The sequence below is a fragment of the Microbacterium sp. SL62 genome (assembly GCF_026672635.1).
In the GTDB taxonomy this organism is placed as follows: Bacteria; Actinomycetota; Actinomycetes; order Actinomycetales; family Microbacteriaceae; genus Microbacterium; species Microbacterium testaceum_A.
Map to the genome: position 1 here is coordinate 1,809,999 of NZ_JAPPRM010000001.1, position 25,150 is coordinate 1,835,148.

At 71.0% G+C, this 25,150-nt stretch carries 31 protein-coding genes; 22 read left to right on the forward strand and 9 right to left on the reverse strand.

The genetic code is table 11. The features are described 5' to 3' along the window. The first annotated feature begins 19 nt into the window (after positions 1-19). Genes OVA26_RS08620 through OVA26_RS08630 form a run of 3 tightly spaced genes read left to right on the forward strand, consistent with a single transcriptional unit; the run spans position 20 to position 2,209 of the window. Positions 20-757, forward strand: a complete 738-nt coding sequence (locus OVA26_RS08620; protein WP_268103823.1) for a sulfurtransferase — start codon at positions 20-22, stop codon at positions 755-757. Beyond that, a complete protein-coding gene (locus tag OVA26_RS08625; protein ID WP_268103824.1) occupies positions 750-1,712 on the forward strand; it encodes a dipeptidase in 963 nt (320 codons plus the stop codon). The genes OVA26_RS08620 and OVA26_RS08625 overlap by 8 nt, the downstream gene beginning before the upstream one ends. Further along, a complete protein-coding gene (locus tag OVA26_RS08630) occupies positions 1,709-2,209 on the forward strand; it encodes a GNAT family N-acetyltransferase (protein WP_268103825.1) in 501 nt (166 codons plus the stop codon). Before OVA26_RS08625 ends, OVA26_RS08630 begins: the two co-directional genes overlap by 4 nt. Positions 2,210-2,389: 180 nt before the next feature. Here the strand turns inward: OVA26_RS08630 and OVA26_RS08635 are convergent, their stop codons facing one another. Beyond that, complete coding sequence (locus OVA26_RS08635) at positions 2,390-3,625, reverse strand: NAD(P)/FAD-dependent oxidoreductase (RefSeq protein ID WP_268103826.1); 1,236 nt, start codon at positions 3,623-3,625, stop codon at positions 2,390-2,392. Between the two features lie 49 nt (positions 3,626-3,674). Continuing rightward, a complete protein-coding gene (locus tag OVA26_RS08640; RefSeq protein WP_268103827.1) occupies positions 3,675-4,025 on the reverse strand; it encodes an ArsR/SmtB family transcription factor in 351 nt (116 codons plus the stop codon). A gap of 100 nt (positions 4,026-4,125) precedes the next feature. On the opposite strand from OVA26_RS08640, the gene OVA26_RS08645 reads away from it, so the two are divergent. The 3 genes from OVA26_RS08645 to OVA26_RS08655 are packed head-to-tail and all read left to right on the forward strand — an operon-like array spanning position 4,126 to position 6,319. Beyond that, complete coding sequence (locus OVA26_RS08645; RefSeq protein ID WP_056227932.1) at positions 4,126-4,533, forward strand: arsenate reductase ArsC; 408 nt, start codon at positions 4,126-4,128, stop codon at positions 4,531-4,533. Next, on the forward strand, positions 4,530-5,825 hold the full coding sequence (locus tag OVA26_RS08650; RefSeq protein ID WP_268103828.1) for an FAD-dependent oxidoreductase: 1,296 nt from the start codon (positions 4,530-4,532) through the stop codon (positions 5,823-5,825). Before OVA26_RS08645 ends, OVA26_RS08650 begins: the two co-directional genes overlap by 4 nt. Beyond that, entirely contained in the window at positions 5,822-6,319 is a 498-nt protein-coding gene (locus OVA26_RS08655; protein ID WP_268103829.1) for a GNAT family N-acetyltransferase, read from the forward strand. The genes OVA26_RS08650 and OVA26_RS08655 overlap by 4 nt, the downstream gene beginning before the upstream one ends. 48 nt (positions 6,320-6,367) lie before the next feature. Here OVA26_RS08655 and msrA read toward each other — a convergent pair whose 3' ends face one another. After that, positions 6,368-6,922, reverse strand: a complete 555-nt coding sequence (msrA, locus tag OVA26_RS08660) for a peptide-methionine (S)-S-oxide reductase MsrA (protein ID WP_268103830.1) — start codon at positions 6,920-6,922, stop codon at positions 6,368-6,370. Between the two features lie 53 nt (positions 6,923-6,975). Beyond that, positions 6,976-7,434, reverse strand: coding sequence for a peptide-methionine (R)-S-oxide reductase MsrB (gene msrB, locus OVA26_RS08665; protein WP_144781908.1), 459 nt, complete (start codon positions 7,432-7,434; stop codon positions 6,976-6,978). Between the two features lie 189 nt (positions 7,435-7,623). On the opposite strand from msrB, the gene OVA26_RS08670 reads away from it, so the two are divergent. After that, positions 7,624-8,451 carry an SDR family NAD(P)-dependent oxidoreductase gene (locus OVA26_RS08670; protein ID WP_268103831.1) on the forward strand — a complete coding sequence of 276 codons (828 nt, stop codon included), beginning with the start codon at positions 7,624-7,626 and terminating at the stop codon, positions 8,449-8,451. A 103-nt stretch (positions 8,452-8,554) separates the two neighbouring features. After that, entirely contained in the window at positions 8,555-9,268 is a 714-nt protein-coding gene (locus OVA26_RS08675; RefSeq protein ID WP_268103832.1) for a TetR/AcrR family transcriptional regulator C-terminal domain-containing protein, read from the forward strand. A gap of 15 nt (positions 9,269-9,283) precedes the next feature. On the opposite strand, the gene OVA26_RS08680 is transcribed toward OVA26_RS08675, so the two are convergent. Together OVA26_RS08680 and OVA26_RS08685 are read right to left on the reverse strand one after the other, a co-directional pair. After that, positions 9,284-9,640: a hypothetical protein gene (locus OVA26_RS08680; protein WP_268103833.1), complete on the reverse strand. Its 357-nt coding sequence runs from the start codon at positions 9,638-9,640 to the stop codon at positions 9,284-9,286. Beyond that, positions 9,627-10,031 (reverse strand): hypothetical protein, encoded by a 405-nt coding sequence (locus tag OVA26_RS08685; protein WP_268103834.1) that lies wholly within the window; start codon positions 10,029-10,031, stop codon positions 9,627-9,629. The genes OVA26_RS08680 and OVA26_RS08685 overlap by 14 nt, the downstream gene beginning before the upstream one ends. Positions 10,032-10,215: 184 nt before the next feature. On the opposite strand from OVA26_RS08685, the gene OVA26_RS08690 reads away from it, so the two are divergent. The 5 genes from OVA26_RS08690 to OVA26_RS08710 all read left to right on the forward strand — a co-directional run bounded on the left by OVA26_RS08690 (position 10,216) and on the right by OVA26_RS08710 (position 14,233). After that, entirely contained in the window at positions 10,216-10,911 is a 696-nt protein-coding gene (locus OVA26_RS08690; protein WP_268103835.1) for a helix-turn-helix transcriptional regulator, read from the forward strand. Between the two features lie 93 nt (positions 10,912-11,004). Then, the gene (locus OVA26_RS08695) at positions 11,005-11,379 is read left to right on the forward strand and encodes a VOC family protein (protein ID WP_268103836.1); all 375 of its coding nucleotides are present in this window, start codon (positions 11,005-11,007) and stop codon (positions 11,377-11,379) included. 114 nt (positions 11,380-11,493) lie between these two features. After that, on the forward strand, positions 11,494-12,924 hold the full coding sequence (locus OVA26_RS08700) for a ferredoxin reductase family protein (protein ID WP_268103837.1): 1,431 nt from the start codon (positions 11,494-11,496) through the stop codon (positions 12,922-12,924). 11 nt (positions 12,925-12,935) lie between these two features. Further along, positions 12,936-13,451, forward strand: a complete 516-nt coding sequence (locus OVA26_RS08705) for an FMN-binding protein (RefSeq protein ID WP_268103838.1) — start codon at positions 12,936-12,938, stop codon at positions 13,449-13,451. Then, entirely contained in the window at positions 13,448-14,233 is a 786-nt protein-coding gene (locus tag OVA26_RS08710; RefSeq protein ID WP_268103839.1) for an FAD:protein FMN transferase, read from the forward strand. Before OVA26_RS08705 ends, OVA26_RS08710 begins: the two co-directional genes overlap by 4 nt. A 10-nt stretch (positions 14,234-14,243) precedes the next feature. Here OVA26_RS08710 and OVA26_RS08715 read toward each other — a convergent pair whose 3' ends face one another. From OVA26_RS08715 to OVA26_RS08725, 3 genes are read right to left on the reverse strand one after another with little or no spacing between them, the layout of a single operon-like run. After that, complete coding sequence (locus OVA26_RS08715; protein ID WP_268103840.1) at positions 14,244-15,212, reverse strand: sensor histidine kinase; 969 nt, start codon at positions 15,210-15,212, stop codon at positions 14,244-14,246. Next, a complete protein-coding gene (locus OVA26_RS08720) occupies positions 15,209-15,886 on the reverse strand; it encodes a response regulator transcription factor (protein WP_268103841.1) in 678 nt (225 codons plus the stop codon). The genes OVA26_RS08715 and OVA26_RS08720 overlap by 4 nt, the downstream gene beginning before the upstream one ends. Next, positions 15,883-16,194 (reverse strand): hypothetical protein, encoded by a 312-nt coding sequence (locus OVA26_RS08725; RefSeq protein ID WP_056227956.1) that lies wholly within the window; start codon positions 16,192-16,194, stop codon positions 15,883-15,885. Before OVA26_RS08725 ends, OVA26_RS08720 begins: the two co-directional genes overlap by 4 nt. A 165-nt stretch (positions 16,195-16,359) precedes the next feature. On the opposite strand from OVA26_RS08725, the gene OVA26_RS08730 reads away from it, so the two are divergent. The 9 genes from OVA26_RS08730 (at position 16,360) to OVA26_RS08770 (ending at position 25,121) form a co-directional block, all read left to right on the forward strand. Continuing rightward, positions 16,360-17,343 (forward strand): dioxygenase family protein, encoded by a 984-nt coding sequence (locus OVA26_RS08730; protein ID WP_268103842.1) that lies wholly within the window; start codon positions 16,360-16,362, stop codon positions 17,341-17,343. Positions 17,344-17,367: 24 nt separating this feature from the next. Beyond that, positions 17,368-17,604, forward strand: coding sequence for a twin-arginine translocase TatA/TatE family subunit (gene tatA, locus OVA26_RS08735; RefSeq protein WP_268103843.1), 237 nt, complete (start codon positions 17,368-17,370; stop codon positions 17,602-17,604). Then, complete coding sequence (gene tatC / locus OVA26_RS08740; protein ID WP_268103844.1) at positions 17,601-18,407, forward strand: twin-arginine translocase subunit TatC; 807 nt, start codon at positions 17,601-17,603, stop codon at positions 18,405-18,407. The genes tatA and tatC overlap by 4 nt, the downstream gene beginning before the upstream one ends. Next, positions 18,395-18,892, forward strand: a complete 498-nt coding sequence (locus OVA26_RS08745; RefSeq protein ID WP_268103845.1) for a Sec-independent protein translocase subunit TatA/TatB — start codon at positions 18,395-18,397, stop codon at positions 18,890-18,892. The genes tatC and OVA26_RS08745 overlap by 13 nt, the downstream gene beginning before the upstream one ends. 9 nt (positions 18,893-18,901) lie before the next feature. Continuing rightward, the gene (locus OVA26_RS08750; RefSeq protein ID WP_268103846.1) at positions 18,902-19,627 is read left to right on the forward strand and encodes an NUDIX hydrolase; all 726 of its coding nucleotides are present in this window, start codon (positions 18,902-18,904) and stop codon (positions 19,625-19,627) included. A 63-nt stretch (positions 19,628-19,690) separates the two neighbouring features. Continuing rightward, the gene (pgi, locus tag OVA26_RS08755; protein WP_268103847.1) at positions 19,691-21,370 is read left to right on the forward strand and encodes a glucose-6-phosphate isomerase; all 1,680 of its coding nucleotides are present in this window, start codon (positions 19,691-19,693) and stop codon (positions 21,368-21,370) included. 297 nt (positions 21,371-21,667) lie between these two features. After that, positions 21,668-22,642, forward strand: a complete 975-nt coding sequence (locus OVA26_RS08760; RefSeq protein WP_268103848.1) for a phospholipase — start codon at positions 21,668-21,670, stop codon at positions 22,640-22,642. A 150-nt stretch (positions 22,643-22,792) separates the two neighbouring features. Continuing rightward, positions 22,793-23,371 carry a PadR family transcriptional regulator gene (locus OVA26_RS08765; protein WP_144781888.1) on the forward strand — a complete coding sequence of 193 codons (579 nt, stop codon included), beginning with the start codon at positions 22,793-22,795 and terminating at the stop codon, positions 23,369-23,371. 52 nt (positions 23,372-23,423) lie between these two features. Then, complete coding sequence (locus OVA26_RS08770; RefSeq protein WP_268103849.1) at positions 23,424-25,121, forward strand: ABC1 kinase family protein; 1,698 nt, start codon at positions 23,424-23,426, stop codon at positions 25,119-25,121. Positions 25,122-25,150 lie beyond the last annotated feature (29 nt).

Consider the following 25,150-nt stretch of genomic DNA (forward strand, 5'->3'; position numbering starts at 1 on the left):
CTTTCGTATCGTGGATGCCATGGCATCCGTCCTCAATGTCTCGGCGTACCTGTTCACGCGCATCGACGACCCCGCGTCCCTGCGAGCGGCTCTGCGCGCGCGGGCGGCGGAGGCGGGACTGCGGGGGACAATCTTGCTGGCCGAGGAGGGCATCAACCTGTTCCTCGCGGGCGGAGCCGACGAGGTGCGCGGCTTCGTCGACGACCTGCGCGCCGACGCGCGTTTCGCCGCCCTGCAGACCAAGGAGAGCTGGTCGGATGACGTGCCCTTCGGCAAGCTGCTCGTGAAGGTGAAGCGCGAGATCATCCGCATGGACCGGCCCGAGGTGCGCCCGCAGGACGGTCGCGCGCCGGCCGTGACCCCCGACACGCTGCGCCGCTGGCTCGACGCGGGCGTCGACGACGCGGGTCGGGAGGTCGTGCTCATCGACACGCGCAACGCCTTCGAGGTCGACTACGGCACCTTCGCCGGAGCGAAGGACTGGCGCATCGAGAGGTTCACACAGTTCCCGGATGCCGCGGCATCCCACCGCGAAGAACTCGAGGGCAAGACCGTGGTGAGCTTCTGCACGGGCGGCATCCGCTGCGAGAAGGCGGCCCTGTACCTGCGCGACGAGGGACTCGAGGCGTACCAGCTCGAGGGTGGGATCCTCGGGTGGTTCGCCGCGCAGGGCGAAGCGTACTGGGACGGCGACCTCTTCGTCTTCGACGAGCGCGAAGCGCTCGATGCGGGACTCGCCGCTCGGGCCGGTGCCTGACGTGCTCTGGGACCAGCACGCCTGCGTCGAACTCGTCGAGACCGCCGACCTCACCGACCTGCGGCGCTACCGCGGAGCCGGCGGGGGCTACGTGTCGATCAACGTCGGCTACGCCCCGCACGCGCCCGAGCTCACGGCATCCCTTCTCCGCTCCTTCCGCGCGCACGTCGACGCCATCGACGGGCTCGAGCTCGCCGCCACGGTCGCCGACATCGACCGCATCGCCGCGCGGGGCGACACGGCCGTCGCCTTCGACCTCGAGGACTGCGCCCCTCTCGGCGGGGACCTGGATGCCGTGTCCTCCCTCGTCGCACGGGGAGTACGCACCCTCGGGCCGACCTACAACCACGCCAACCGCGCGGGCGGCGGGTGCCTCGACGCGGTCGACGACGGCCTGACGGCCTGGGGCCGCGACCTCGTCGCCGAGATGAACGCGCGCGGCATGGTTCCCGACGGCTCGCACGTGGGCGCCCGCACCACCTTCGACATGTGCGCCGCGTCGACCCGCCCGGTGGTGTTCAGCCACTCGAACCTGCGCTCCGTGTGGGAGCACCCGCGCAACATCACCGACGACCAGGCGCGAGCGGCAGCGGACACCGGGGGAGTCATCGGCATCACCGGGGTGGGGATCTTCCTCGGGCCCAACACCCCGACGCTCGAGGCGATGGTGCGCCACATCGAGCGCGCCGTCGAGGTCGTCGGCATCCGTCACGTCGGGGTCAGCACCGACTTCTCGTTCGACTGGGAGACCTTCCGCGACGAGATCGTGCGGATGCCGGAGCTGTACGACGCGAGCTACACCCGCTGGGGCCCGATGGAGTGGATGCCGCCCGAGACCTTCGTCCTCCTCGACTCCGCGCTCGCCGCGCGAGGATGGAACGACACCGACGTCGCCGCGGTGCTCGGCGGGAACTTCCGCCGCGTCGCGGTCGAGAGCTGGGAGCCCCTGTCATGACCGAACTCCGCGACGGCGCCGTGCTGCGCCCCGCCCGCCCCGGCGACGAGGAGGGCATCCTCGCGTGCATCCAGGCGCTCGCCGTTTACGAACGCGAACCGGATGCCGTGGACAACACCGCCGCGATGCTCACCGACACGCTGTTCGGCGACGACCCCCGCGCGTTCGCCTTCGTCGTGAAGGGCCCCGACGGCGGCATCCGGGCGATCGCGATCTGGTTCCTCACCTATTCGACGTGGACCGGACGCCACGGCATCTGGCTCGAAGACCTGTACGTGCACGAGCAGTACCGCTCGAACGGATACGGCGTCGCCCTGCTCGCCGCGCTCGCCGCCGAGTGCCTCGACAAAGGATATTCGCGCCTCGAGTGGACGGTGCTCGACTGGAACGAGCCCGCGATCGGCTTCTACCGCGCGCTCGGCGCCGAGGCGATGGACGAGTGGACGACCCGCCGCGTCACGGGCGATGCGCTGACGGCGCTCGCGGCGCGGGGATAGCGCGGGGTCGATTCCCGCGCGTTCTTCGGTCGGGGTGGGGCTGTGCGCCGACTCGTCGGGCCAGGGACGCTCCGGTCCATCGGGTTCGGGGCGGATTCTGCAGGTTGGGGCGAATGATTCACGCCCCGAGCGCCGGGATCCGCCCCAAACCGGGCCTGGGTTGATCGCGACCCCGCCCGCTCACCGCGCGAGGTCGGCCAGCACCGCCTCGGCGGCGCGCTGCCCCGACACCAGCGCGCCCTGGATCGACGGGGTGTCGCGGTGGTCGCCGGCGAGGTAGCGGCCGTCGTCGAGGCGCACGGGGAGGCGCAGGCGCAGCGGCGGATCCTGCGCGGGGAGCGCGTGGGTGATGTCGTCGCGGCGCAGCAGGCGCCACGGCCGGGTGTCGGCCTGCCACACCTCGCCGAGCTGGCGCCGCACCTCGTCCTCGGCGGCGACGGAGGGCATAACGCAGGTCGCCTGAATGAGGTGCTGCCCGCGCGGGGCGTACGTCGGCGCGGTGTTGGTCATGACCGCTGTGTTCACGATCGGCCCGCGGCGGCGTCCGTCGACGCGCAGCGCGGCATCGGTCGAGGGTGCCTCGTCGGCGGCGAACCACCAGGTCTGCAGGCCGCGGGTGCGAGGGTGCGGGGCGTCGAGGGCGTGGTCCAGGCCGGTCGCGAGCACGAGGGTGCGGGCGGTCACGGCATCCGCCCCCTCCACCCCGAGGTGCCAGCCGTGCGCGCGCTTGCGGGTCGACACGACGCGGTGCGAGAGGCGGATGCCGACACCCGCACGCCGCGCCGTGTCGGCGAGCTGCGCGGGGAGGGCGCCGATCCCCGCCGCGGGAACGCCGGGACGCCCAAGGGCGAAGCTGCGGATGAGCAGGCGCACGAAGGCGTCGGAGGTCTGTTGCCTGTCGTCGGCGATGACCCCGGCGAGGAAGGGCTCGAGCACCGCCTCGCGGAGGGGGCCGCGGAGGCCGGCGCGGTCCCAGCCCTCGTCGAGCGAGAAGTCGCGGCCCCTCTTGGCCTGACGCGCTGACAGCAGAGTGGGGCCCACCCAGCGTGCGAGCGCGGCGACGTCGGCGGGGCGCACCAGGCCCGATCGCAGGGTCGCGGCAATCGATCCCGGATGCCGCAGCGGATGCGCCACCCGCGCGACCCTGTCGTCGAGCCGCACGCCGACCGCGACCGGGAAGCGCCGGAGCGCGAGGGCGTCGACGTCGACCCAGCGCCGCACCGCCGGGTACGCCGGGTTCAGCACGTGGAAGCCGAGGTCGAGGCGGAACCCGTCGACGACGTCGGTGCGCTCGCGTCCGCCGACCGCGTCGTTCGCCTCGAGCACCACGACGTCGCGTCCGGCCTCGGCCAGCCGGGTCGCGGCGCGGAGTCCCGCGAGCCCTGCTCCCACCACGACGACGTCGTATTCGTTCATGCCGCGAGCCTAAGCAGGAGAACGCGAGCGGACGCGGGGGTTGCGAGCGTCAGCGACGGGGCGCGATGGCCGCGGCGACGCTGTCGAGAGCGCCCGGCACGAGCGAGAAATACGCCCAGGTGCCGCGCTTCTCGCGGGTCAGGATGCCGGCATCCACCAGCACTTTCGTGTGGTGTGAGACGGTGGGCTGCGAGAGACCGAGGGGTTCTTGCAGGTCGCACGCGCACGTGACGCCGGCGTCTTGCGCGGCGATGATCGACACGATCCGCAGTCGCGCCGGATCGGCGAGCGCCTTGAGCGTCTTCGCCAGCGTCTCCGCTTCGGCCGGGGCCATCGCAGCATCGCCCGACGAGACGCAGCAGGGGGCGTCGAGCAGGGGCAGGGCGATGGTGGAGGTCATGGCATCTATCATCGTGCGGACATCGATGAACGTCAATATTGACGAGCGTCGATGTGTTGCGTCATGCTGTTCCCGTTCGTCCCGACCCGAAGGAAGCGCCATGTCCGACACCGCCACGATCCTCTTCGTCTGCGTGCACAACGCCGGCCGTTCGCAGATGGCCGCCGGTTACGCGCGCGCCCTGGGCGGCGACCGCGTGCGCGTGCTGTCCGGTGGCAGCGCCCCCGGCGACGCCCTCAACCCCATGGCGGTGGCCGCGATGGCCGAAGAGGGGATCGACATCAGCGCCGAGGTGCCGCAGCTGCTGCTCACAGACGACGTGCGTGCCTCCGACGCGGTCATCACGATGGGCTGCGGAGACGCGTGCCCGATCTTCCCCGGCAAGCGCTACGAAGACTGGGAACTGACCGACCCGGCCGGCAAAGGCCTCGACGAGGTGCGCCCGATCCGCGACGACATCAAGGCGCGGGTGACCACGCTGCTGCGCGAGCTCGGGGTCGACGCATGAGCCTGACCCTCACGGTCCCACCGCGGCGCGAGGCCGATCGCCGCGCGGGTCTGCCCATCGCGATCATCGGCGCCGGCCCCGTCGGCCTCGCGGCCGCCGCGCACCTGATCGAACGCGGGCTGCCCGTCGTCGTCTTCGAAGCGGGCGACACCGCCGGCGCCGCCGTTCGCGCGTGGGGGCACACGCGCCTGTTCTCGCCGTGGCGCTACGTCGTCGACCCCGCGGCTCGCCGTCTGCTCGAGGCCGAGGGATGGACCGCCCCGGATGCCGAGGGCCTGCCCACCGGAGACGAGCTGGTCGACGGCTACCTCGAACCCCTCGCGCGCACCGCCGCCTTGGCATCCGTCATCCGGTACGGCACGCGCGTCGAGGCCGTGGCCCGCCAGGGCATGGACCGCACCCGCTCGGCCGGTCGGGCGGCCATCCCCTTCGTCTTGCGACTGCACACGGAGGAGGGCGTGACGGATGCCACGGCTCGCGCCGTCATCGACACCTCGGGCACCACGAGCTCGCCGCGGTCGCTGTTGTCGTCGGGTCTGGCGCACGACGACCTCGGTGATCGCGTGACGACGGCGCTTCCCGATGTGCGCGGACGCGACCGGGCGCGCTTCGCCGGCCGGCGCGTGCTCGTCGTCGGTGCGGGGCACTCGGCGGCGAACACCCTGATCGCCCTCGCCGCGCTCGCCGCAGACGAGCCCACGACGCGCATCGCGTGGGCTGTCCGCAACGAGGGAACCGCCCGCCTCGCCGCCGACGCGGCCGACGACCTCGCCGCGCGCGGACGCCTCGGCGCTGCGGTGCACCGCCTGGTCGAAGAGGGCGCCGTCGAGCAGATCGCCGCGTTCGAGATCGACGACGTGCGGCTCTCCGGCGACGGCGTGCGCGTCAGCGGCCGACGCGTGGGAGAGGCGTTCGCCCTCGAGGTCGACGTGGTCGTCAACGCCGCGGGGTTCCGCCCCGACCTGTCGATGCTGGGGGAGATCCGCCTGGGTCTCGACGAGATCATCGAGGCGCCGAGGGCCCTCGCCCCGCTGATCGACCCGAACCTGCACTCGTGCGGCTCCGTGCCACCTCACGGGGTCGCCGAACTGACGCACCCCGAGCCCGACTTCTACCTCGCGGGCATGAAGTCGTACGGGCGGGCGCCCACCTTCCTGCTGCTCACCGGGTACGAGCAAGTGCGGTCGATCGCGGCGGAACTCGCCGGCGACAGGGCGGCGGCACGGCAGGTTGATCTCGTGCTGCCCGAGACGGGCGTCTGCACGACCGACGCGGGGTCCTGCTGCGCGTGAGCGTGTCGCTGCGCCCACTCGCCGCGGAAGACTGGCCGGAGGTGTACCGCATCTACGCGGAGGGCATCGCGACCGGTCACGCGACCTTCGAGACGGAGCCTCCCGCGACGTGGGGCGCGTTCGACGCGGCGAAGCTCGACGCGCATCGCTTCGTCGCGGTCGTCGGTCACCGGGTCGTCGGCTGGGCGGCCGTCTCCGCGGTGTCGTCGCGACCCGTCTACCGCGGAGTCGTGGAGCACTCGGTGTACGTCGAGGCCGACGCCCGCGGCCGGGGGATCGGTCACCTGCTGCTCGACGCCCTCATCGCTTCGACCGAGGCCGCCGGCGTCTGGACGATCCAGTCGACGATCTTCGCAGGCAACCACGCCTCGCTCGCCTTGCACGCACGCCACGGGTTTCGCACCGTCGGCGTCCGCGAGCGCATCGCCCGCGATGCTGCAGACGTCTGGCGCGACACGGTGCTGATCGAAAGACGCAGTCCCACTGTCGTCTGACGCGAGAAAGGGCCCGTATGCCATGGCATACGGGCCCTGAAAAGCGACTTACGCGGAGGCTTCCTCGCGCTTGGGCAGCACCCAACCGGGACGCACGAAGTGGCACGTGTACCCGTTGGGGATGCGGATCAGGTAGTCCTGGTGCTCGGGCTCGGCCTCCCAGAAGGGCGCCTCAGGCTCGATCGTGGTGACGACCTTCGCGGGCCAGATGCCCGACGCGTCGACGTCGGCGATCGTGTCGCGCGCGACCTTCTCCTGTTCGGGCGAGAGCGGGAAGATCGCCGAGCGGTAGCTCGTGCCGATGTCGTTGCCCTGACGGTTCAGGGTCGACGGGTCGTGGATCTGGAAGAAGAACGCCAGGATGTCGCGGTACGAGGTCTGCGTGGGGTCGAAGACGATCTCGACGGCCTCCGCGTGACCGGGGTGGTTGCGGTAGGTCGCGTGGTCGTTCTGGCCGCCGGTGTAGCCGACGCGCGTGTCGAGCACACCGGGCTGGCGGCGGATGAGGTCTTCGACGCCCCAGAAGCATCCGCCCGCGAGGACGGCGGTCTCGGTGCCGGGGCGGCGGGTGATGTCGCCGGAGTCGGTGGGTCCGCTGGTCATGGTGGTGCTCCTTCTGCGGTTGACGCTGCTGCGGGTGAGGAAAGAGAAGAGGTTCATGAGGCTCGGCTTTCGCGGAACAGGGGGAGGTACGCGCCGTACCCCTGGGCCTCGAGCTCGCTGACGGGCACGAAGCGCATCGCCGCCGAGTTCATGCAGTATCTCAGCCCGCCGGCGTCGCGCGGGCCGTCGTCGAACAGGTGTCCGAGGTGGCTGTCGGCTCCGGCCGAGCGCACCTCGGTGCGCGTCATCCACAGCGAGCGGTCGGTCTTGTTCACGACGGCGGCGTCGTCGATGGGCTTGGTGAAGCTCGGCCAGCCCGATCCGCTCTCGAACTTGTCGGTCGACGAGAACAGCGGCTGTCCCGACACGACATCGACGTAGATGCCGTCCTCGTGGTTGTCCCAGTACTCGTTGCGGAACGGCGGCTCGGTGGCGTCGTCCTGCGTGACGGCGAACTGGCGGTCGGTGAGGCGGCTGAGCGCCTCCGACGTCTTCCGGTACTCCGTGCTCACGGTGTGTGTCCCTTCGTCATGTCGCCCGGTGGCGGGCGTCATGGGTAAGAACGCCGGACCCGCCGGATTTGGTCCCGCGGGGCTGGGAGCGGGCTGTGAGTTCTTTTCGATCCCGGATGCCGCGGGCAAGCCCCGACGTTCACCTCGGTGCCCGCAGTAACGTGGCGCTCTTCGACCCAGGAGGTTCGCATGACCCGCACCATCGTCATCACCGGAGCCAGCGACGGCATCGGCGCCGCAGCCGCAAAGCAGCTCACGCAGGTGGGCGAGGAGGTCGTGGTCGTCGGGCGCAATCCCGACAAGACCGCCCGAGTCGCGCGGTCGCTCGGGGTGGATTCGTTCGTCGCCGACTTCAGCGACCTGGCGCAGGTGCGGGAGCTCGCGGCATCCCTGCTCGAAAAATACCCCCGCATCGACGTGCTCGCCAACAACGCCGGCGGGGTTTTCGGCGAGCGCACCCTGACGAAGGACGGCTACGAGACGACCTTCCAGGTCAACCACCTCGCGCCGTTCCTGCTCACCAACCTGCTGCGAGAGCGCCTCATCGAGTCGGACGCCTCGGTGATCCAGACCTCGAGCGCCGCGGCGAAACTCTTCCCGCGCTTCGACATCGATGACCTGCAGGGTGAGCGCCGTTACTCCTCGACCGCGGCGTACGGCAACGCGAAGCTCGCGAACGTGCTGTTCACCAAGGAACTCAACCGCCGGTTCGGCGACCAGGGTGTCTCGGCCGTGGCCTTCCACCCGGGCGTCATCGCCTCGAACTTCGGATCGTCGAGCGATGGACCGTGGAAGTTCCTGTACGGGGGCCCGCTTGCGAAGAGCCTCATGACCTCCACTGCGGTGGGCGGCGCGCGTCTGACCTGGCTCGCGCTCGGCAAGCCGGGAGTCGACTGGACCCCCGGAGGCTTCTACTCGAACAACAAGCCCGCCGCGACCAACCGCCTCGCCGACGACCCCCTGGTTGCGCGGCAGTTGTGGGAACGCAGCGCGGTGCTGGTCGGTCTCGACGACTGACCCCGTCGACGGCGGGCTAGCGCACGCCTCGCTGGAGGGGCAAGCGACCTCCGCGGGGAGCCGACTTCGGCCACGATGGTGTTCTACACACGGAGAGTGGGACATGGGCGAGAACATCGTGGACACCGAACGGACGACCGCCCCTCGGCTCAGCCGGGACGCGATCCTCGATGTGGCCCTGTCGCTGATCGACGAGCGGGGTCTCAACGAGCTGTCGATGCGCCATCTCGGCAAAGCGCTCGGGGTCGAGGCCATGTCGCTGTACCGGTACGTGAACGGCCGAGAAGACCTTCTCGAGGGCGTCGTCGATCGGCTCATGCGGGGCCTCACCGACGCACTACTCGTGGCGGAAGACAACGGGTGGCAGCGGTATCTCCAGGTCGTCGCCCACGAAGTCCGTCGCATCGCGATCGAACACCCGAAGGCGTTCCCCCTTGTCGCCACTCGTCACCCGGCGGCGCCCTGGCTGCGCCCGCCGTTGCGGAGCGTGGAGGTGGTGGAGCATTTCCTCACGGCGATGATCGGTTTTGGCTTCGATGATGAGCAGGCTGTGAGGGCCTACCGCTCGTTCAGCAGCTTCCTCCTTGGAAACCTGCTCCTTGAAGCGGCCGTGCGCGGCGCCGAGACCGCGCCGGTCGAGGAACCGCTCGACGAGGGCGGAGCCGCGATCGGACAGGGCGACGCCGAGAAGGAGCTCGCAGACACTCCTCACGTGCAGAGACTGCGCGGTCTTCTCAGCAGGGATCGCTCCGAGGACGAGTTCGAGGAATCGCTCGAGGCGCTGTTGGACCGACTGGACCGTCAGCTGTCCCAATAGAGGCCGGCCCGCGCCTCATCCGCGGCGCGGATCGGATGCGTCTTCGGGGTGGGCTGCTGGCCCGAGGAGAGCGCGCAGGCGCGCGCGGATGGCGGAGACGGCCTCCGACCGACTGCGGCCCGTGTGCGCCTGCTCCGCGAGCTCGATCGCGATCTCGGTCAACAGCGACGTTGCCAGGAAGAGATCGGCTCCGCCGGCGATGCGCAGATCTTCGTCGGACCCCTGTCCGACCCGCATGATCACCGCGGGAGACCCGAAGTGGCGCGCCACCTCGGCCCTCTTCTCGGCGCTGACCTCCCAGAACGGGCGTTCCATGGCGGCGCAACGGTCGAGGATGTTCGACAGGAGTTCGTGCGCGTCATCCTGAGGCATCTGTCGCCCCTCCCGCCGTGTGGCGCCCGCTTGCTCGGTCCCACTCCAGCGATTTCCCCCGCAGGAAAGCGCAGAGGTTGCCGGCGACGACGAGTTCGGCCGCGAGCCCCGCCAGCGCGTAGGGCGACAGCATGACGTCGTCGTCTCCACCGATGAGGTCGGCCTGCCAGACGGGATCGTCGTATCCGCGGGGTTCGAGCGAGACCGATCCGCCGCCGTGAACGAGCTCGACGACGACGAGGCCGGTGTCGCGTCCGTCCGTATCCTCTTGCTCCGCAACGCGGATCCGGCTGGCAATCGGGTGCCCGAGATCGACGAATTCCTGCACCCACTCCTGCAGCTGCATACGAGAACGGCGCGGAGGCGAGTCCTCGATGCTGTCGTGTTCCACGCCATCAGCTTACGCTGTAAGTCGACCTTGTCGGGCAATGTCCGATCCGCTCGTCCCCGCCGATCGAGACGGGCGAGCGCGTCTTCACGCGCCGAGAAGAGTCGGGCGCGAGTCTGACCGGCGCCATCGCTTCTCGCCGACGTCGCGGAGTGCTCCGGGCGACGAGGCGTCCGATGATGGGGGAGTGAACCGCACCGATCGTCTCTATGGCCTGGTGGAAGAACTGCGGGCCGTCTCGCCGCGGCCACGCAGTGCTCGCCGTCTCGCGGAGCGGTTCGAGGTGTCCGTGCGCACCATCGAAAGGGATCTCTCGGCGCTCCAGCAAGCGGGTCTGCCGATCTGGGCGGAGCCCGGCCGCACCGGTGGATACGTGATCGATGCGTCCGCGACACTGGGCCCGGCGGGGTTCACGCTCGACGAGGCGCTCGCGGTGCTGATCGGGCTCGGCACGCTCGGGCGCAGCCCGTTCCGGCTCTCCGCCCGCACGGCAGCCCGCAAGATGCTCGCGGTCATGCCGGAGGGCGAGGCGGCGCGCGCCCGCGCTCTCGCGTCGCGCGTGCACGTCCTCGAGAGTGAGGACGAGGTCGTCGCCCCGCCCGAGTTCGCTGCAGCCCTGCGCGCCGACCGCGTCGTGCGCTTGCGCTACCAAGACGCCGGCGGCACCGAGTCGGTCCGCGAGGTCGAGCCCCTCGGGTCCATCGGCAAGGAGGGGCAGTGGTACCTCATCGCGTGGTGCCGCCTGCGCGACGAGGTCCGAGCCTTCCGGGGAGACCGGATGCGGGCGATCGAGGTGACCGAGGAGCGACCCCCGCAGCGCGCACTGCGTGCCGCCGACCTCGCGATCCCGTATGGGCGATTGCGGTCGGTGGTCGAGGACTGAACGGAAGGGACTTTGCGAAACACCGACACGACGGTGTCGCGCTCCCCGGTGAGGCTGGAGCTTCCCTCCCACCGACCTCACCGAAGGAATCCCATGTCGTTCGCCTCCATCCGCATCGTCACCGCTGACCTCGACGCCCTCGTCGCGTTCTACGAGCGGGTCACCGGTCAGCAGGCCGAACGGCCCGCCCCTGTCTTCGCGCAATTCAGCGGCCCCGGCGCGACCCTCGCGATCGCCAGCACCGCCACGGTCGCGATGCTCGACGGAGCCCTCGTGCCCGCAGCGAACCGGTCCGTGTTCGTCGAGTTCGAGGTCGACGACGTCGACGCCGCGTTCGCCGCGCTTCGGGCGCTTGGTGAAGACGTCGTCCTCGAACCGACCACGATGCCGTGGGGCAACCGATCGGCGCTCGTGCGCGACCCCGACGGCAACGTCGTGAACCTCTTCAGCACTCCCGGCGCGAGGTAGCGCCCGCCGCTCGTCGACGGGTGTGCGAATCCGCAATCTACGCGTTTCCTATGCATCACCCCCGTACGCCGCATTCTTGGAGCCGTCTGGGGAGCGCGCGGGCACGCTGAGCGCATGACCGCTGCACCCGCCCTCGCCGCCCCGCCCGCCGTCGCCGTGCGCCGCGCTCGCCGTGTGCCGCGGAGCAGGCCGAACACCCGCCCGCTGTGGAACCTCGCCGCCATCGTCGTCATCTGGGCGACGAGCCTCGTCGTCGTGGCCGTGTGGGTCGCGGGGGGAGAGGTGCAGTCGCTGCTGGCGGGGGGAGCCGACTCGCTGAACTCCCTCGGTCGCGCCGCGGGCCTGGCATCCGCGAACCTGCTCTTCTACCAGGTGCTACTCATGGCGCGCGTGCCGCTGTTCGAGCGCGGCTTCGGTCGCGACGGCATCACCCGCATGCACCGCATCGTCGGCTTCTGGTCGTTCGCGCTGTTCACGGCGCACATCGGGCTGCAGATCCTCGGCTATGCGGTGCAGGCGGGTATCAACCCGCTCGAGCAGGCGTGGCAATTCGTGTGGGAGGACCCGGGCATGCTGCTGGCGACCGCGGGGACCGCCCTGCTGCTGCTGGTCGTGGTGACCTCGGTGCGCAAGGCCCGCAAGCGACTGCGGTACGAGTCATGGCACCTGCTGCACCTGTACGGCTATCTCGGCGTCGGCCTCGCCATTCCGCACATGCTGTGGACGGGCGCCGACTTCACCGTCTCGCCCGCCGCCACCGTGTACTGGTGGGCGATGTGGGGCGTGACCGTGGCGACGCTCGTCGTCTTCCGTCTCGGGCTTCCGCTAGCGAGGTCGCTGCGTCACGGCATCCGGGTCAGAGCCGTCGAGCGCGACGGCCAGAGCGGCGTCTCGGTGCGCATGACCGGACGCCGGATCGACGCCCTCAAGGCGCGCGGCGGTCAGTTCTTCGTCTGGCGCTTCCTCGACGGCGCGGGCTGGACACGCGGACACCCCTTCTCTCTCGCCACCGATCCGGCCGGCGGCGAGCTCGTCATCTCGGCCCGCTTCGTCGGCGACGGCACGCAGCGGCTCGCCGCGCTCCGCCCCGGCACGCGTGTGCTCATCGAGGGCCCCTACGGCACGATGACCGCCGACGAGCGTCGTGGCGGACACCTGCTCATGATCGGCGCGGGTGCGGGCGTCGCGCCCCTGGTCGCGATGCTCGAAGAAGCCGACTGGGCTCCGGGCGAGGCGACGCTCATCGTGCGCGACCACACCGCCGACGACGCCCTGCGTGCGGAGGCGGTCGAGCGCCTCGTGCGGGAGCGGGGGCTTCGTCACGCGCCCCTTCCCGGCCCCCGCGCCCGCACGACCTCGTCGTGGCTGCCCGCCTCGCACGCGCAATGGGCGGGAGCCGACCTCATCCGCTACGTCTCTCCGCGAACCGCCGACACCGACGTGTTCCTGTGCGGACCGCAGCCGTGGATGGATGCCGTGCGCGCCGACCTGCGCCGCGCCGGGGTCCCGGCCGAGGGCGTCCACCTCGAAGCCTTCACCGTCTGAGGAGACCTGCGATGAAGAAGATCGTCTACGCCCTCATGGCGACCGTCACCGGTCTCGTGCTGCTGTTCAGCTACCGCACCTCGACGGTCCCCGAGTCGACGAGCGCGCTCGCCGATGCCCCCTCGTCGGGTGTCGCGACGGTTCCGAAGACCACCACGACCACCCCGAGCCCGTCGGCATCCGCGTCCTCGGGTTCGAGCTCGACCTCGTCGGGGTCGACTAGCGCGCAGACCTCATCCAGCGGCCTCACCGACGGCACCTACACCGGCCAGGCGGCGGACACCCGCTTCGGTCCCGTGCAGGTGCAGATCACCGTGTCGGGCGGCGCGATCACCGACGTGCAGGTGCCGCAGTACCCCTCCGAGAGCGGCCGCGACCAGCAGATCAACTCACGCGCGCTGCCCGTGCTGGTGAAAGAGACCGTGCAGGCGCAGAGCGCCCAGGTCGACATGGTCTCGGGTGCCACCTACACCAGCACCGGATACCGCACCTCGCTGCAGTCCGCCCTCGACCAGGCCCGCGCATGACCGGCGCGTTCACGGTCGTCGAGCCCGTGATGGGGACCGTCGCCTCGATCACCGTCATCGGCGAGCGCATGGCGCAGGTCGAGCGGGCGATCGCCGCGTGCGTGGCGCGCCTGCGCGACGACGAACGCGTCTTCTCGACCTACCGCGACGACTCCGACATCTCGCGGCTGCGCGACGAGGGTCTCGAGCTCGGCGACATCGACCCGCGGGTGGCCGAGGTGGCCGCGCGGTGCCGCGATCTGCGCGAGCGCAGCGGCGGCCGCTTCGACGCGCACTGGCGGGGCTGGTTCGACCCGACCGGGTACGTGAAGGGATGGTCGACGGATGCCGCGACCCGGGCCTTCGACGAGCTTCTCGCCGATGGCGCGATCGAGGCGGTCGGCGTCAACGTGGGCGGCGACATGCGCCTGCGCACGGCCGCGACGAGCAAGCACGTGTGGCGCATCGGCATCGCGCACCCGACCCACGAGGGCGAGCTGCTGGCCAGGGCCGAGGTCGTCGACGGGGCCGTGGCCACCTCGGGCACGTCCGAGCGCGGCGCGCACCTCGTCGATCCGCGCACGGGCATGCACCTCGCGGGTCCCGTGAGCGCGACGATCGTCGCCGACGACCTCACCACCGCCGACGCCTGGGCCACCGTGGCGGCCATCGCCGGGATCGACGACCTCGAGTGGATGCCGGTGGCCCCCGTGGCATCCGGAATCGTCTGGGAGCACGGCCGCACGCGCCGCTTCGCCGGCCGGGTCGAGGTGTCGGCGTTCCACGACGCGCTCGCCGGCTGAGAACACTCCGTCAGCGGGCGCGGGGGAGGCGCAGGGCGAACACCGTGCCCGTAGGCGAGGTGCGCTCGACCTCGATGCTCCCGCCGTAGCGGGTCGCCGCCTCGCGCACGAGCGCCAGCCCGAGCCCGAAACCGCGGCGCCGGCCCGACTCCGCCCCGCGCGCGAAGCGATCGAAGATGCGGGGCAGATCGTCGTCGCGGATGCCGCTTCCCCCGTCCTCCACGCGGATGACGACGTCGCGGTCGTCGGCGTCGGCGGTGACCGTGACCTCGGAGCCCGCGGGCGTGTGCCCGATGGCGTTGTCGAGCAGCGCGGTGCACATGCGCACGACGGTGACCGCCGGTACGGCGACGACCACGCCCGTCAGCCGGGTCGGTCGCAGGCGCACTCCCGCGTCGGCGGCGAGGGACGACAGCGCCGCGGTCGCCGCGCGCACGCTGTCGTCGACCCGCGCGGTGCCCGTGTGCACCTCGCCCTCGGCGGTCAGCAGCATGTCGGCGAGAACGTCGTCGATGATCTGTGCGTCGCGCCGCAGCTGATCGAGCGGCTCGTCGGCGGGTTCGCCGCGGTGCAGGCGTCGCTGCACGATCTGGATGCGGCTGGACAGGGCGGTGAGGGGCGTGCGCAGCTCGTGGCTCGCATCCGAGACGAACGCGCGCTGTCGGCGCAGGGCCTCATCGAGCGGACGCACCGACCAACGGGCCGCGGCCCACCCCACGAGCCCGAGCACCACGACGCCGGCGAGACCCAGGCCGATCACCCAGGGCAGCACGTCGTCGAGGTCGACCACGAAGCGATCGCCCACGGGGGCGCCGCCCGGGCCGTGTCGGCCGCCACCCTCGGTGCGGGCCTGCGCGATGAGCACCGAGATCAGGATGCCGACCCCCACGGCGATCGCGACGGCCGACGCGCCCGCCACGAGGGTGCCGACCCGCAGCGCGGCCCGGCGGACGACCCGAAGGTCGTCGTCGGCGCTCACCGCTCGGCCCCCGCGCGATAGCCGCGCCCGCGCACGGTCTCGACCAGGTCGGTCGCGGTCTTGCGGCGCAGGTAGTGCACGTACGTGTCGACGGTGGTCACGGCATCCGGAGACGAGAACACCGCGCGGGCGATCTCCTCGCGCGAGAAGACGTGGTCGGGGCTCCGGGTGAGCAACTCCAGCACGGCGTTCTCGGTCGAGGTGAGGGCCACGCGCTCGCCGGAGGGGCCGTAGATCACGGCCGTGTCGGGCAGATAGGTCCAGTCCGAGACGCCGCGGCGACGTCCCTCGGCGCGGTAGCCGCGCCGCAGCGCCCGCAGCCGTGCGAGCAGCTCGTCGAAGTCGAAAGGCTTGAGCAGGTAGTCGTTCGCGCCGGCGTCCAGCCCCTCGACGCGGTCGGCGACGGCGCCGAGGGCGGTGAGCAGCAGCACGGGGGTCGTGATGTGGGCGGTGCGCAGGTCGCGCACGATCTCGGCTCCGTCGCGGCCGGGGAGACGCCGGTCGAGCAGGATCACCTCGAAGCTCTCGCGCAGCGCCCGGTCGCGGCCCGCCAGCCCGTCGGCCTCGTGCACGACGTCATACGTCTCGCGGAGCACCTCGAGGGTCATCGCGGCGATCCCGGCGTCGTCCTCGACGTACAGCAGCCGAGGCCGCGGCGCGGCGGTCTCGCTCACTGCACCCCCGCGCGCGGCGGGCTCACGTTCCATCCGAAGCGCTCGAGGGCGTCGAACAGGCGGCGGGCCTGCGCCCACGCCACCGCCCCCGAGACGTCGGAGTACACGTCGATCGCGAACGGCGGGGGATCGGCGAACTTGGGGATCTCGACCTCGGCCCACGCGTGCGGGGCGAGCCAGACGCGCGGGCTCATCGTGCCTGCACCGTCGACACCCCCGTCGGCGGCGAAGGCGATCGCGTCGAGGGCGTCGATCTTGGTGATCGGCATGTTCACGACGAGGGTCACGGCGTGCAGTGTTCCGGTCATCGCGTACCTCCCTCGTTCATCCTGACATGCGCACCGGGGCCGGGGACGGTGGATCACGCGCGGATTCGTCGCGCATAGGCGGTCCATAGATTCGGTGAGGGAGGGGGCAGGGTCGCTCCGCGATCCTCGATCCATCGACATCCGCCTCGACCGATGGAGCAGACCATGAGCAGAATCCCCGACACCCAGATGACCCCCGACGGACCCGCGTACGAGGGGCGCCTGCTCGACCGCGCCGACGAGCCCGTCGTCGACCAGGGGGCGCCGTTCGACATCCGGACGCTCGTCTCGCGCCGCGGCATCCTGGGCCTGGTCGTGCTGGGCGCGGGTACCGCCACGCTGGCGGCGTGCGCTCCCACGGCCTCCGGCGCCGCCACGACCGCAGCGACGGCGACCCCGACCGCGACGCCCACGGCGAGCGCGACACCGAGCGCCACGGCGACGAGCGCGGCCGCAGCCCTCCCCTCGGGAGAGATCCCCGACGAGACCGCCGGCCCCTACCCGGGCGATGGATCCAACGGCGCCGACGTCCTGGAGCAGTCCGGCATCGTCCGCAGCGACCTGCGATCGAGCCTCGACGGCGGAGCGACGGCCACCGGCATCCCCATGGCGCTGAACCTCACGATCTTCGACACCGCGAACGGCGATGCGCCCATGACCGGAGCCGCCGTGTACGTGTGGCACTGCGACACCGAGGGCAACTACTCGATGTACTCCTCCGGCATCGAGAACGAGACCTACCTGCGCGGCGTCCAGGTCGTCGGAGACGACGGCGTGGTGTCGTTCACCTCGATCTTCCCCGGCTGCTACGACGGCCGCTGGCCGCACATCCACTTCGAGGTGTACCCGAACGTGGATGCTATCACCGACGCCTCCAACGCGATCGCGACCTCGCAGGTGGCCCTGCCGAAGGACACGTGCGACGTCGTCTACGCCGACACGAGCCTGTACCCGTCCTCGGCGTCCAACCTCACGCGCGTCTCACTCGACAGCGACAACGTCTTCGGTGACGACGGGGGAGCGCTGCAGCTCGCCACCACCTCGGGCGACAACACCTCCGGCTACACCGTCTCCCTCGGCGTCCGCGTCGACACCGCCACCACCCCGACCGCGGGCGCCGCCCCCGGTGGAGCCCCCGGCGGGCGCTGAACCGAATCGAAAGGAACCCTTCTCATGCTGCAGAATCTCACCGGCTGGCACGCCCTGATCGTGCTGGCGGTCGTCATCCTCATCTTCGGAGCCGCCAAGCTCCCCGCCCTCGCCCGCAGCCTCGGGCAGTCGGTGCGCATCCTCAAGACCGAGGTGAGCGAGTCCCGGGCGGAAGAGACCGCCGCTCCGGCCGATCGCGCCGACGACCGTGTTCCGTCGACGACGGCCGTGCCCGTCCTCTCCCCGCCGAGCACGCCATGACCGCCGCCGCCCCCACCATCGCGCCGTCCCGACCCGAGGCGCGCCGTTCAGCCCCCATGCCCGTCGCCGCGCACCTCGACGAGGCGACGCGACGCGCGGTGCGGGCGGCGGTCGCCCTCGCGGTCTGCGCGGTCGCCGGCTGGTTGCTGTACGAACCGGTGATGGACCTGGTCCGCGCACCGATCGTGCAGATCGCGGCCGAGCGCAACGCGAGCCTCAATTTCGACAGCGTCACCGGGGCCTTCGACCTGCGCCTGCGCGTCGCCATGGTCGCCGGATTCGTCCTGTCGAGCCCGGTCTGGCTGTACGAGCTCTTCGCGTTCGTGCTCCCCGGACTCACGGGGCGCGAGCGGCGGTACGTCCTCGGCTCGGTGGGGGCCGCGGCTCCGCTGTTCGCCGCCGGGTGCGCGACGGGACTGCTGTTGTTCCCGCATATGGTGTCAGTGCTCACGGGCTTCGCCTCGAGCGACGACTCCACGATCCTCGACGCGGGCGCCTACATCGACTTCGCCCTGAAGATCGTCATCGCGACCGGCCTCGCCTTCGTGCTGCCGGTGGTGCTGGTGGTGTTGAACCTCGCCGGCATCGTCTCGGCCCGCGCCCTCGCGCAGAGCTGGCGGTACGCGGTCGTGGCCATCGTGCTCTTCAGCGCCCTCGCCACGCCGTCGGCCGATGTGATGTCGATGTTCGTCGTCGCCGTTCCGATGACCGCTTTCTACGCCGCGGCCCTCCTGGTCGCGGCTCTGCACGATAGGGCCGTCGCCCGGGCGTCGGCCTCCGAGGAGACCTCATGTTCGGCCTGACGCTCGAGAAGCTCCTCCTCGTGGGGCTCATCGCCGCGGTGGTGATCGGCCCGCAGCGGCTGCCCGGGGTGGTCGCGCGCCTCGCGTCCCTCGTTCGCGCGCTTCGCGCAACGGTGGATGCCGCGCGGCATCGCGCCGCGACCGAGCTCGGCGTCCCCGCCGACGCGAGCGAATGGCGCGCGCTCGACCCCCGGCGGTACGACCCTCGGCGCATCATCGCCGAGGCCCTCGCGGCACCACCCGTCGCGATGGCCGCGGACACGGCATCCGTCCCCGTTTCGACCACGACCTCGGCCCCGGATGCCGCAGACGCCACGGCTCCCGTCGTACCGGAGCGCCCGAGCGTCCCGATGCGCCGCGTGCGCGTCGGCAGCTCCGCCCACCCGCGCTGGATCGAGGTGCCCGCGGGGTCGGAGGTCGCCGCACCCGACGCGCCTGCCGCCCCCGCCGAAGAGGCGACCGCGCGGGCAACCGTCTCGGCATAGCCTCGAACTATGCCCTCGCCCCGCGCTCAGCTCGAAGCCCTCCTCGCGCGCGGGCTCGGTGACGTCTCCCCGGCGCTGCAGGCACTACCGGTCGAGGGCGAGGCGCGAGCGGCGGCGGTGCTCATCCTCTTCGGCGTGCTCGACGGGGTACCCAGCCGTCGGGTCTCGCCCACCGTCCCCAGCGATCTCGACGTGCTGCTGCTCGCGCGGGCGAGCACCCTGCGCGCCCACCCGGGCCAAGTCGCGTTCCCCGGCGGCCGGGTCGATCCCGAAGACGCGGATGCCGTGGCGGCGGCCCTCCGCGAAGCCCGCGAAGAGACGGGACTCGATCCCGACGGTGTCGAGGTGCTGGGCACCCTCGAGTCGCTGCCCCTGGCCTTCTCTCGCCACGAGGTCGCCCCGGTGATCGGATGGTGGGCGCGCCCGACCCCGGTGCGTGCCGTGGATGCGGCGGAGTCGGCCGAGGTCTTCCGCGCCCCGGTGGCCGATCTGCTCGATCCCGAACGCCGAGGAGTGACGGTGCTGCGTCGTGACGGTCGGGAGTGGCGGGGCCCGGCCTTCGCCCTGCAGACGGCGCGCGGCCCGCAGACGGTGTGGGGGTTCACCGCGATGGTGCTGGACGGGCTGTTCGACCGCCTCGGGTGGACTGAGCCCTGGGACAGATCCCGTGAGATTCCCCTGACCGAGGTCGTCACGGGCGCTCGCGTTCCATCCGGGCCGCCGCCCCGGTCGTAGCGCGTCCGGCGCACTTCGTCATCCGCGGCGTGGCGATCGTCCGAGGTCGCTAGCGTGGGTTCCGTGACTGCGCCTATCGATCCCACCACCACCGCCGCCTGGTCCCGCCTCACCGCTCTGCGGGAGGGTTTCGATCCCGACCTGCGTGGCTGGTTCGCCTCCGACGCCGATCGCACGCGTGATCTCACGCGCACGGTGGGCGACCTGCACGTCGACCTGTCCAAGAACCTCGTCACCCCCGAGATCCTCGACGCTCTGGTCGCCCTCGCCGACGAGACCGGTGTGCGCGATCGTTTCGGCGCGATGCTGAGCGGTGCGCACCTGAACACCAGTGAGGACCGCGCGGTGCTGCACACCGCGCTCCGTCGCCCGGCAGGAGTCGAGCCGTCCCTCGTCGTCGACGGTCAGCAGATCGACCACGACGTGCACGAGGTGCTCGACCGCCTCAGCGTCTTCGCCGACCGCGTGCGCTCGGGCGAGTGGCGCGGCGTCACCGGCAAGAAGGTCACGCACGTCGTCAACATCGGCATCGGCGGCAGCGACCTGGGCCCGGTGATGGTCTACGAGGCTCTGCTGCCGTACGCCGACGCCGGCATCCAGGCCCGCTTCGTCTCGAATATCGACCCCACCGACATCTCGCAGAAGACGGCTGACCTCGATCCCGAGACCACCCTCTTCATCGTCGCCTCGAAGACCTTCACGACGCTCGAGACCCTGACCAACGCCCGCCTGGCTCGCGACTGGCTGTGGGCGCAGCTCGCCGAGAAGGGCGCGATCGACGACTCGGATGCCGCCCGCACCGACGCCGTGGCCCACCACTTCGTCGCCGTGTCGACCGCGCTCGACAAGGTCGCAGCGTTCGGCATCGACCCGACGAACGCCTTCGGCTTCTGGGACTGGGTGGGCGGACGTTATTCCGTCGACTCCTCGATCGGGCTGTCGCTCGCGATCGCCCTGGGTCCCGACGTGTTCCGCGAGCTCCTGGCCGGCTTCCACACGGTCGACGAGCACGTGGCATCCACTCCGGTCGAGCAGAACGTGCCCGTTCTCATGGGTCTGCTCAACGTCTGGTACACCAACTTCCTCGGCGCGCAGTCGCACGCGGTACTTCCCTACGCGCAGCAGCTCCACCGCTTCGCGGCCTACCTGCAGCAGCTCACGATGGAGTCCAACGGCAAGTCGGTGCGGTGGGACGGAACGCCGGTCACCACGGACACGGGCGAGGTCTTCTGGGGAGAGCCCGGAACCAACGGTCAGCACGCGTTCTACCAGCTGATCCACCAGGGCACGCGTCTCATACCGGCCGACTTCATCGCGTTCGTGAACCCGGCCTACCCGCGCGCCGACGACGGGCGCGACGTGCACGGCCTGTTCCTGGCGAACTTCCTCGCACAGACGAAGGCGCTGGCGTTCGGCAAGACCGCCGAAGAGGTCGAGGCCGAGGGAACCACGGGCGCGCTCGTCGCCGCCCGCACGTTCCCCGGCAACCGGCCGACCACGTCGATCTTCGCGCCGTCTCTCACGCCCTCGGTGCTCGGCCAGTTGATCGCCCTGTACGAGCACATCACCTTCACGCAGGGCACGATCTGGGGCATCAACTCCTTCGATCAGTGGGGCGTCGAGCTGGGCAAGCAGCTCGCTCTGCAGATCGCCCCCGCGATCGAGGGTGACGACGAGGCGCTGGCGGCTCAGGACTCCTCGACGCGCGCCCTCCTGGACTACTACCGGGCGCACCGCGGCTGAGCCCTCGCGCGACGCGACGGGCGGGTCGACCGCTGAGAGGCCGATTCGACGAGATTTTTTCTTCGTCGGATCGGCCTCTCGTCGCGAGGGGAGGAAAGCTCAGCGGCGGCTGACGGGAACCCGGCGTCGGAGCGTCGATAAAAGACCGGGTAAGGCGCGTTTTTCTTCTGCTGGCGACGAGAAGCGGAACCTGTCGCGCGACCCCCGGCGAGCGCGCGTCACCGAACCGTCTGCTCTCACCGGTCTTCCAGGTAACGAAAAGATAACGCCCAGAACCAGCACCCACACTCGGGGCCCGTGCCGACCCGACGGCGCGACACCGTGCTCGATCCCGACGAGCGCGCCCCCGACGAAAGATCTCTCTTGCTGCGTTCCGACATCAAACTCACCCACGTCAACCGCGCCCGACGCACCCTCGTCACGGCGGCCACCTGCGCCGGCCTCGCGTTCGGCCTGGTCGCCACGACCGGTCTGGCGATGGCGTCTCCCGTCTCGTTGCCCGACGCCTCGGCATCCTCCTTCTCCGCCCCCGGCACCTCGGTGCCCGTGTCCACGGCGCCGACCCTCGACGCCGTGAGCACCGGGGCCGCCGCCGCCCTCGACGGGGCGCAGACGGCTCTCTCGAACGCGACCGCCGTCCAGGCCGATGTCGCCGCGACCGGGCTCCCGCTCTCGATCGGCGACGCGTCGATCGACACGGGCGCGCTCCAAGACGCCGTCGACCGCCTCACCTCCCGCGACCTGCTCCCGGTGCTGCTCGTACCCGCCCTGAGTCAGAACGCCCAGAGCGAGACCGACCGCGTCAGCGCCCGCGTGGCGGAGGTTAAGGGCAGCCTCGACCAGGCGAAGGCCGACAAGGCCGCCGCCGACGCCGCCGCCGAGGCGCAGCGTCAGGCCGAGGCCGCAGCGGCCGCCGAGGCGCAGCGTCAGGCCGATGCCGCCGCCGCTCTCGCCCGGGTCAACACGCCCGAGGGAGCGCGCGCGTACGCCTCGCAGCTCATGGCCGAGAAGTACGGCTGGGGGAGCGACCAGTTCTCGTGCCTGTCGTCGCTGTGGAACAAGGAGTCGGGCTGGAACTACCAGGCCTACAACAATGACGGTGGGGCGACCGGCATCCCGCAGGCCCTGCCCGGAAGCAAGATGGCGAGCTTCGGCGCCGACTGGCAGACCAACGCGGCCACTCAGATCGCGTGGGGCCTCGACTACATCTCCCGCGGCTACGGCACCCCGTGCAGCGCGTGGGGTCACTCTCAGGCGATGAACTGGTACTGATCCGCGTCGCTGCGCCTCGGGTCCCCGCCGGGCGCTGCGGGTCTGCTCGACGTCGAAGGATCGCGGGTCGATTCCCAGCCTCCACCCCTCCTCAGCGATATATCGTTATGTATCGCTGACTCAGATCGGGTCCGCGCGAAGGAGGTCGTCATGAGTGGTTCATTCCTGGGAGACGCGTTCGGCGGACGCGGTGGCAACAACACCCCCGGCTGGCCGATGTCCAACATCCTCGAGGGTCTCGAGCAGCTGCGCACGCAGTTCGAGCAGAAGACCGCCTCGACGCCGCGCATGAACAAGGGCGACGTGCGTTCGGCCGTGCTCTCGCTCCTGCTCGAGCAGCCGATGCACGGCTACCAGATCATCCGCGAGATCGAAGATCGCAGCGGCGGCTCGTGGAAGCCGAGTCCCGGCTCGGTCTACCCCACGCTGCAGCTGCTGACCGACGAGGGCCTGGTGCAGGCCGAGGAGTCGAACGGCCGCAAGACCTACTCGCTCACCGCCGAGGGCCGCGCTGCGGCCGGCGACGAGACCACCGAGCGCACGGCGCCGTGGGAGTCGGCCGGATCCCGCGACGGCGGTCGCATGACCGCGCTCCCCAAGGCCGGCATCGAACTGGCCCAGGCGGCGGCGCAGGTCGGCCGCACGGGCGACAAGGAGCAGGTCGCGCAAGCGGTCGAGATCCTCGACGAGGCGCGCCGTAAGCTCTACTCCATCCTCGCCCAGGGTTGAGGTCACGCCCGCTCGACGGGGGCATTCCGCCCGTCGGCATCCAGGAGAATCGATGACCGACGACGCCCTCATGAAGGCCCGCTACCGGCGGATCACGCGCTTCGCGGCGCGCTATCTGGTGCAGGCCTGGTGGTTCGAGCTGTTCCTGCCGCGGTTCGGTCTCGGGTGGATCTCCGCCCGGGGCCGCACCCGGCGGCTCGAGCGCATCGCCCAGCGTTTCCATGTGCTCGCTGTCGACCTCGGCGGTCTCATGATCAAGGTCGGGCAGTTCATGTCGTCGCGTCTCGACGTGCTGCCGCCCTCGATCACGAAACAGCTCGAGGGTCTGCAAGACGAGGTGCCCGCTGTGCCGTTCGCGCAGATGCGCGCGCGGGCAGAAGAAGAGCTCGGGATGCCACTGGAGCGCGCCTTCGCGAGCGTCGACGAGCGCCCCCTCGCGGCGGCTTCCTTGGGTCAGGCGCACCGCGCTGTGCTGACGGAGGATCTGGCCGCCGAGACCGGCCTGAGCGCCGTCGTGCTGAAGATCCAGCGCCCGGGCATCGACCGCATCGTCGACGTCGACCTGCGCGCCCTCCGCAAGGTCGGCGTGTGGCTCAGCAAGGTCGCCCTGGTCCGCGATCGCGTCGACATGCCCTCGCTCGTCGAGGAGTTCGCCGTCACGAGCCTCGAAGAGATCGACTACCTGCACGAGGCCGCCAACTCCGAGCGCTTCGCGACCGACTTCGGCGGGCCCGATGGAGTGGCCGTGCCCGAGGTCGTGTGGGAGCGCACCACCCGCCGCGTGCTCACCCTCCAAGACGTCACGGCGATCAAGATCAACGACGTCGACGCCCTCCGCGCGGCCGGCATCGATCCGTCCGAGGTCGCCGCCCGCTTCGCGCGGGTGATGTTCGACCAGCTGTTCGACGACGGCTTCTTTCACGCCGACCCGCACCCCGGAAACGTCTTCGTCACGCCGCTCGGCGGCACGACCGACGCCGGCACCCCGGCGTGGCGCTTCACGTTCATCGACTTCGGCATGATGGGCGAGGTCCCGCCGAGCTTGCGCCGGGGGCTGCGCCGTGTGCTCATCGCGGCGGCCTCGCGTGACGGAAAGGGCCTGGTCGACGGCATCCGCGATGTCGGCGTGCTGTTGCCCTCGGCCGACACCGTGCAGTTGGAGCGCGCGATGACGGGTTTGTTCTCCCGCTTCGGTGGGATGGGCTTCGCCGAGCTGCAAGAGGTCGACCCGCGCGAGTTCCGCGCCTTCGCGATCGAGTTCGGCGACGTCGTGCGGTCGCTGCCGTTCCAGCTGCCCGAGAACTTCCTGCTGATCGTGCGCGCGATGTCGCTCACGAGCGGCATGTGCAGCGCGCTCGATCCCGCCTTCAACATCTGGGACGCCGTCGAGCCCTACGCCCAACGCCTCATCCGCGAAGAGAGCGGCAACACCGCGCAGGCCTTCGTCCGCGAGGTCGGAGCGGTCGCCGCCGTGACCGCGCGCCTCCCGCGCCGGGCCGACAACCTCATCTCGCGCTTCGAAGACGGCTCGGTGTCGGTCCAGACCCCGCGCATCGAGCGGCGCATGCGCGATCTCGAGCGCATGGTGCGCCGGGTGGTCTCGTCGGTGCTGTTCACGGGCCTGCTCATCGGCGGGGTGCTGCTGCAGGCGGAGCAGGCGGTGCTGGGCACGATCCTCATGGTCGTCTCGATCGCGCCGCTCTCGCACGCCCTGCTGGCGGGGTGGGTCGCTCGACGCAACGGCGCCTGACGGCGTCGGCTCCGCGTGGGACGGTGAAG

Coding starts and splice junctions, on each gene's coding strand:
- OVA26_RS08695 (WP_268103836.1), top strand. CDS start 11,005: ATGTCGTTCGCCTCCATCCGCATCGTCACCGCTGACCTCGACGCCCTC.
- OVA26_RS08765 (WP_144781888.1), top strand. CDS start 22,793: ATGAGTGGTTCATTCCTGGGAGACGCGTTCGGCGGACGCGGTGGCAAC.
- OVA26_RS08635 (WP_268103826.1), bottom strand. CDS start 3,625: ATGAACGAATACGACGTCGTCGTGGTGGGAGCAGGGCTCGCGGGACTC.
- OVA26_RS08705 (WP_268103838.1), top strand. CDS start 12,936: ATGAAGAAGATCGTCTACGCCCTCATGGCGACCGTCACCGGTCTCGTG.
- msrA (WP_268103830.1), bottom strand. CDS start 6,922: ATGACCAGCGGACCCACCGACTCCGGCGACATCACCCGCCGCCCCGGC.
- OVA26_RS08675 (WP_268103832.1), top strand. CDS start 8,555: ATGGGCGAGAACATCGTGGACACCGAACGGACGACCGCCCCTCGGCTC.
- OVA26_RS08670 (WP_268103831.1), top strand. CDS start 7,624: ATGACCCGCACCATCGTCATCACCGGAGCCAGCGACGGCATCGGCGCC.
- tatA (WP_268103843.1), top strand. CDS start 17,368: ATGCTGCAGAATCTCACCGGCTGGCACGCCCTGATCGTGCTGGCGGTC.
- OVA26_RS08700 (WP_268103837.1), top strand. CDS start 11,494: ATGACCGCTGCACCCGCCCTCGCCGCCCCGCCCGCCGTCGCCGTGCGC.
- OVA26_RS08680 (WP_268103833.1), bottom strand. CDS start 9,640: ATGCCTCAGGATGACGCGCACGAACTCCTGTCGAACATCCTCGACCGT.
- OVA26_RS08750 (WP_268103846.1), top strand. CDS start 18,902: ATGCCCTCGCCCCGCGCTCAGCTCGAAGCCCTCCTCGCGCGCGGGCTC.
- OVA26_RS08640 (WP_268103827.1), bottom strand. CDS start 4,025: ATGACCTCCACCATCGCCCTGCCCCTGCTCGACGCCCCCTGCTGCGTC.
- OVA26_RS08710 (WP_268103839.1), top strand. CDS start 13,448: ATGACCGGCGCGTTCACGGTCGTCGAGCCCGTGATGGGGACCGTCGCC.
- OVA26_RS08620 (WP_268103823.1), top strand. CDS start 20: ATGGCATCCGTCCTCAATGTCTCGGCGTACCTGTTCACGCGCATCGAC.
- OVA26_RS08730 (WP_268103842.1), top strand. CDS start 16,360: ATGAGCAGAATCCCCGACACCCAGATGACCCCCGACGGACCCGCGTAC.
- tatC (WP_268103844.1), top strand. CDS start 17,601: ATGACCGCCGCCGCCCCCACCATCGCGCCGTCCCGACCCGAGGCGCGC.
- OVA26_RS08770 (WP_268103849.1), top strand. CDS start 23,424: ATGACCGACGACGCCCTCATGAAGGCCCGCTACCGGCGGATCACGCGC.
- OVA26_RS08645 (WP_056227932.1), top strand. CDS start 4,126: ATGTCCGACACCGCCACGATCCTCTTCGTCTGCGTGCACAACGCCGGC.
- OVA26_RS08630 (WP_268103825.1), top strand. CDS start 1,709: ATGACCGAACTCCGCGACGGCGCCGTGCTGCGCCCCGCCCGCCCCGGC.
- OVA26_RS08650 (WP_268103828.1), top strand. CDS start 4,530: ATGAGCCTGACCCTCACGGTCCCACCGCGGCGCGAGGCCGATCGCCGC.
- OVA26_RS08745 (WP_268103845.1), top strand. CDS start 18,395: ATGTTCGGCCTGACGCTCGAGAAGCTCCTCCTCGTGGGGCTCATCGCC.
- OVA26_RS08725 (WP_056227956.1), bottom strand. CDS start 16,194: ATGACCGGAACACTGCACGCCGTGACCCTCGTCGTGAACATGCCGATC.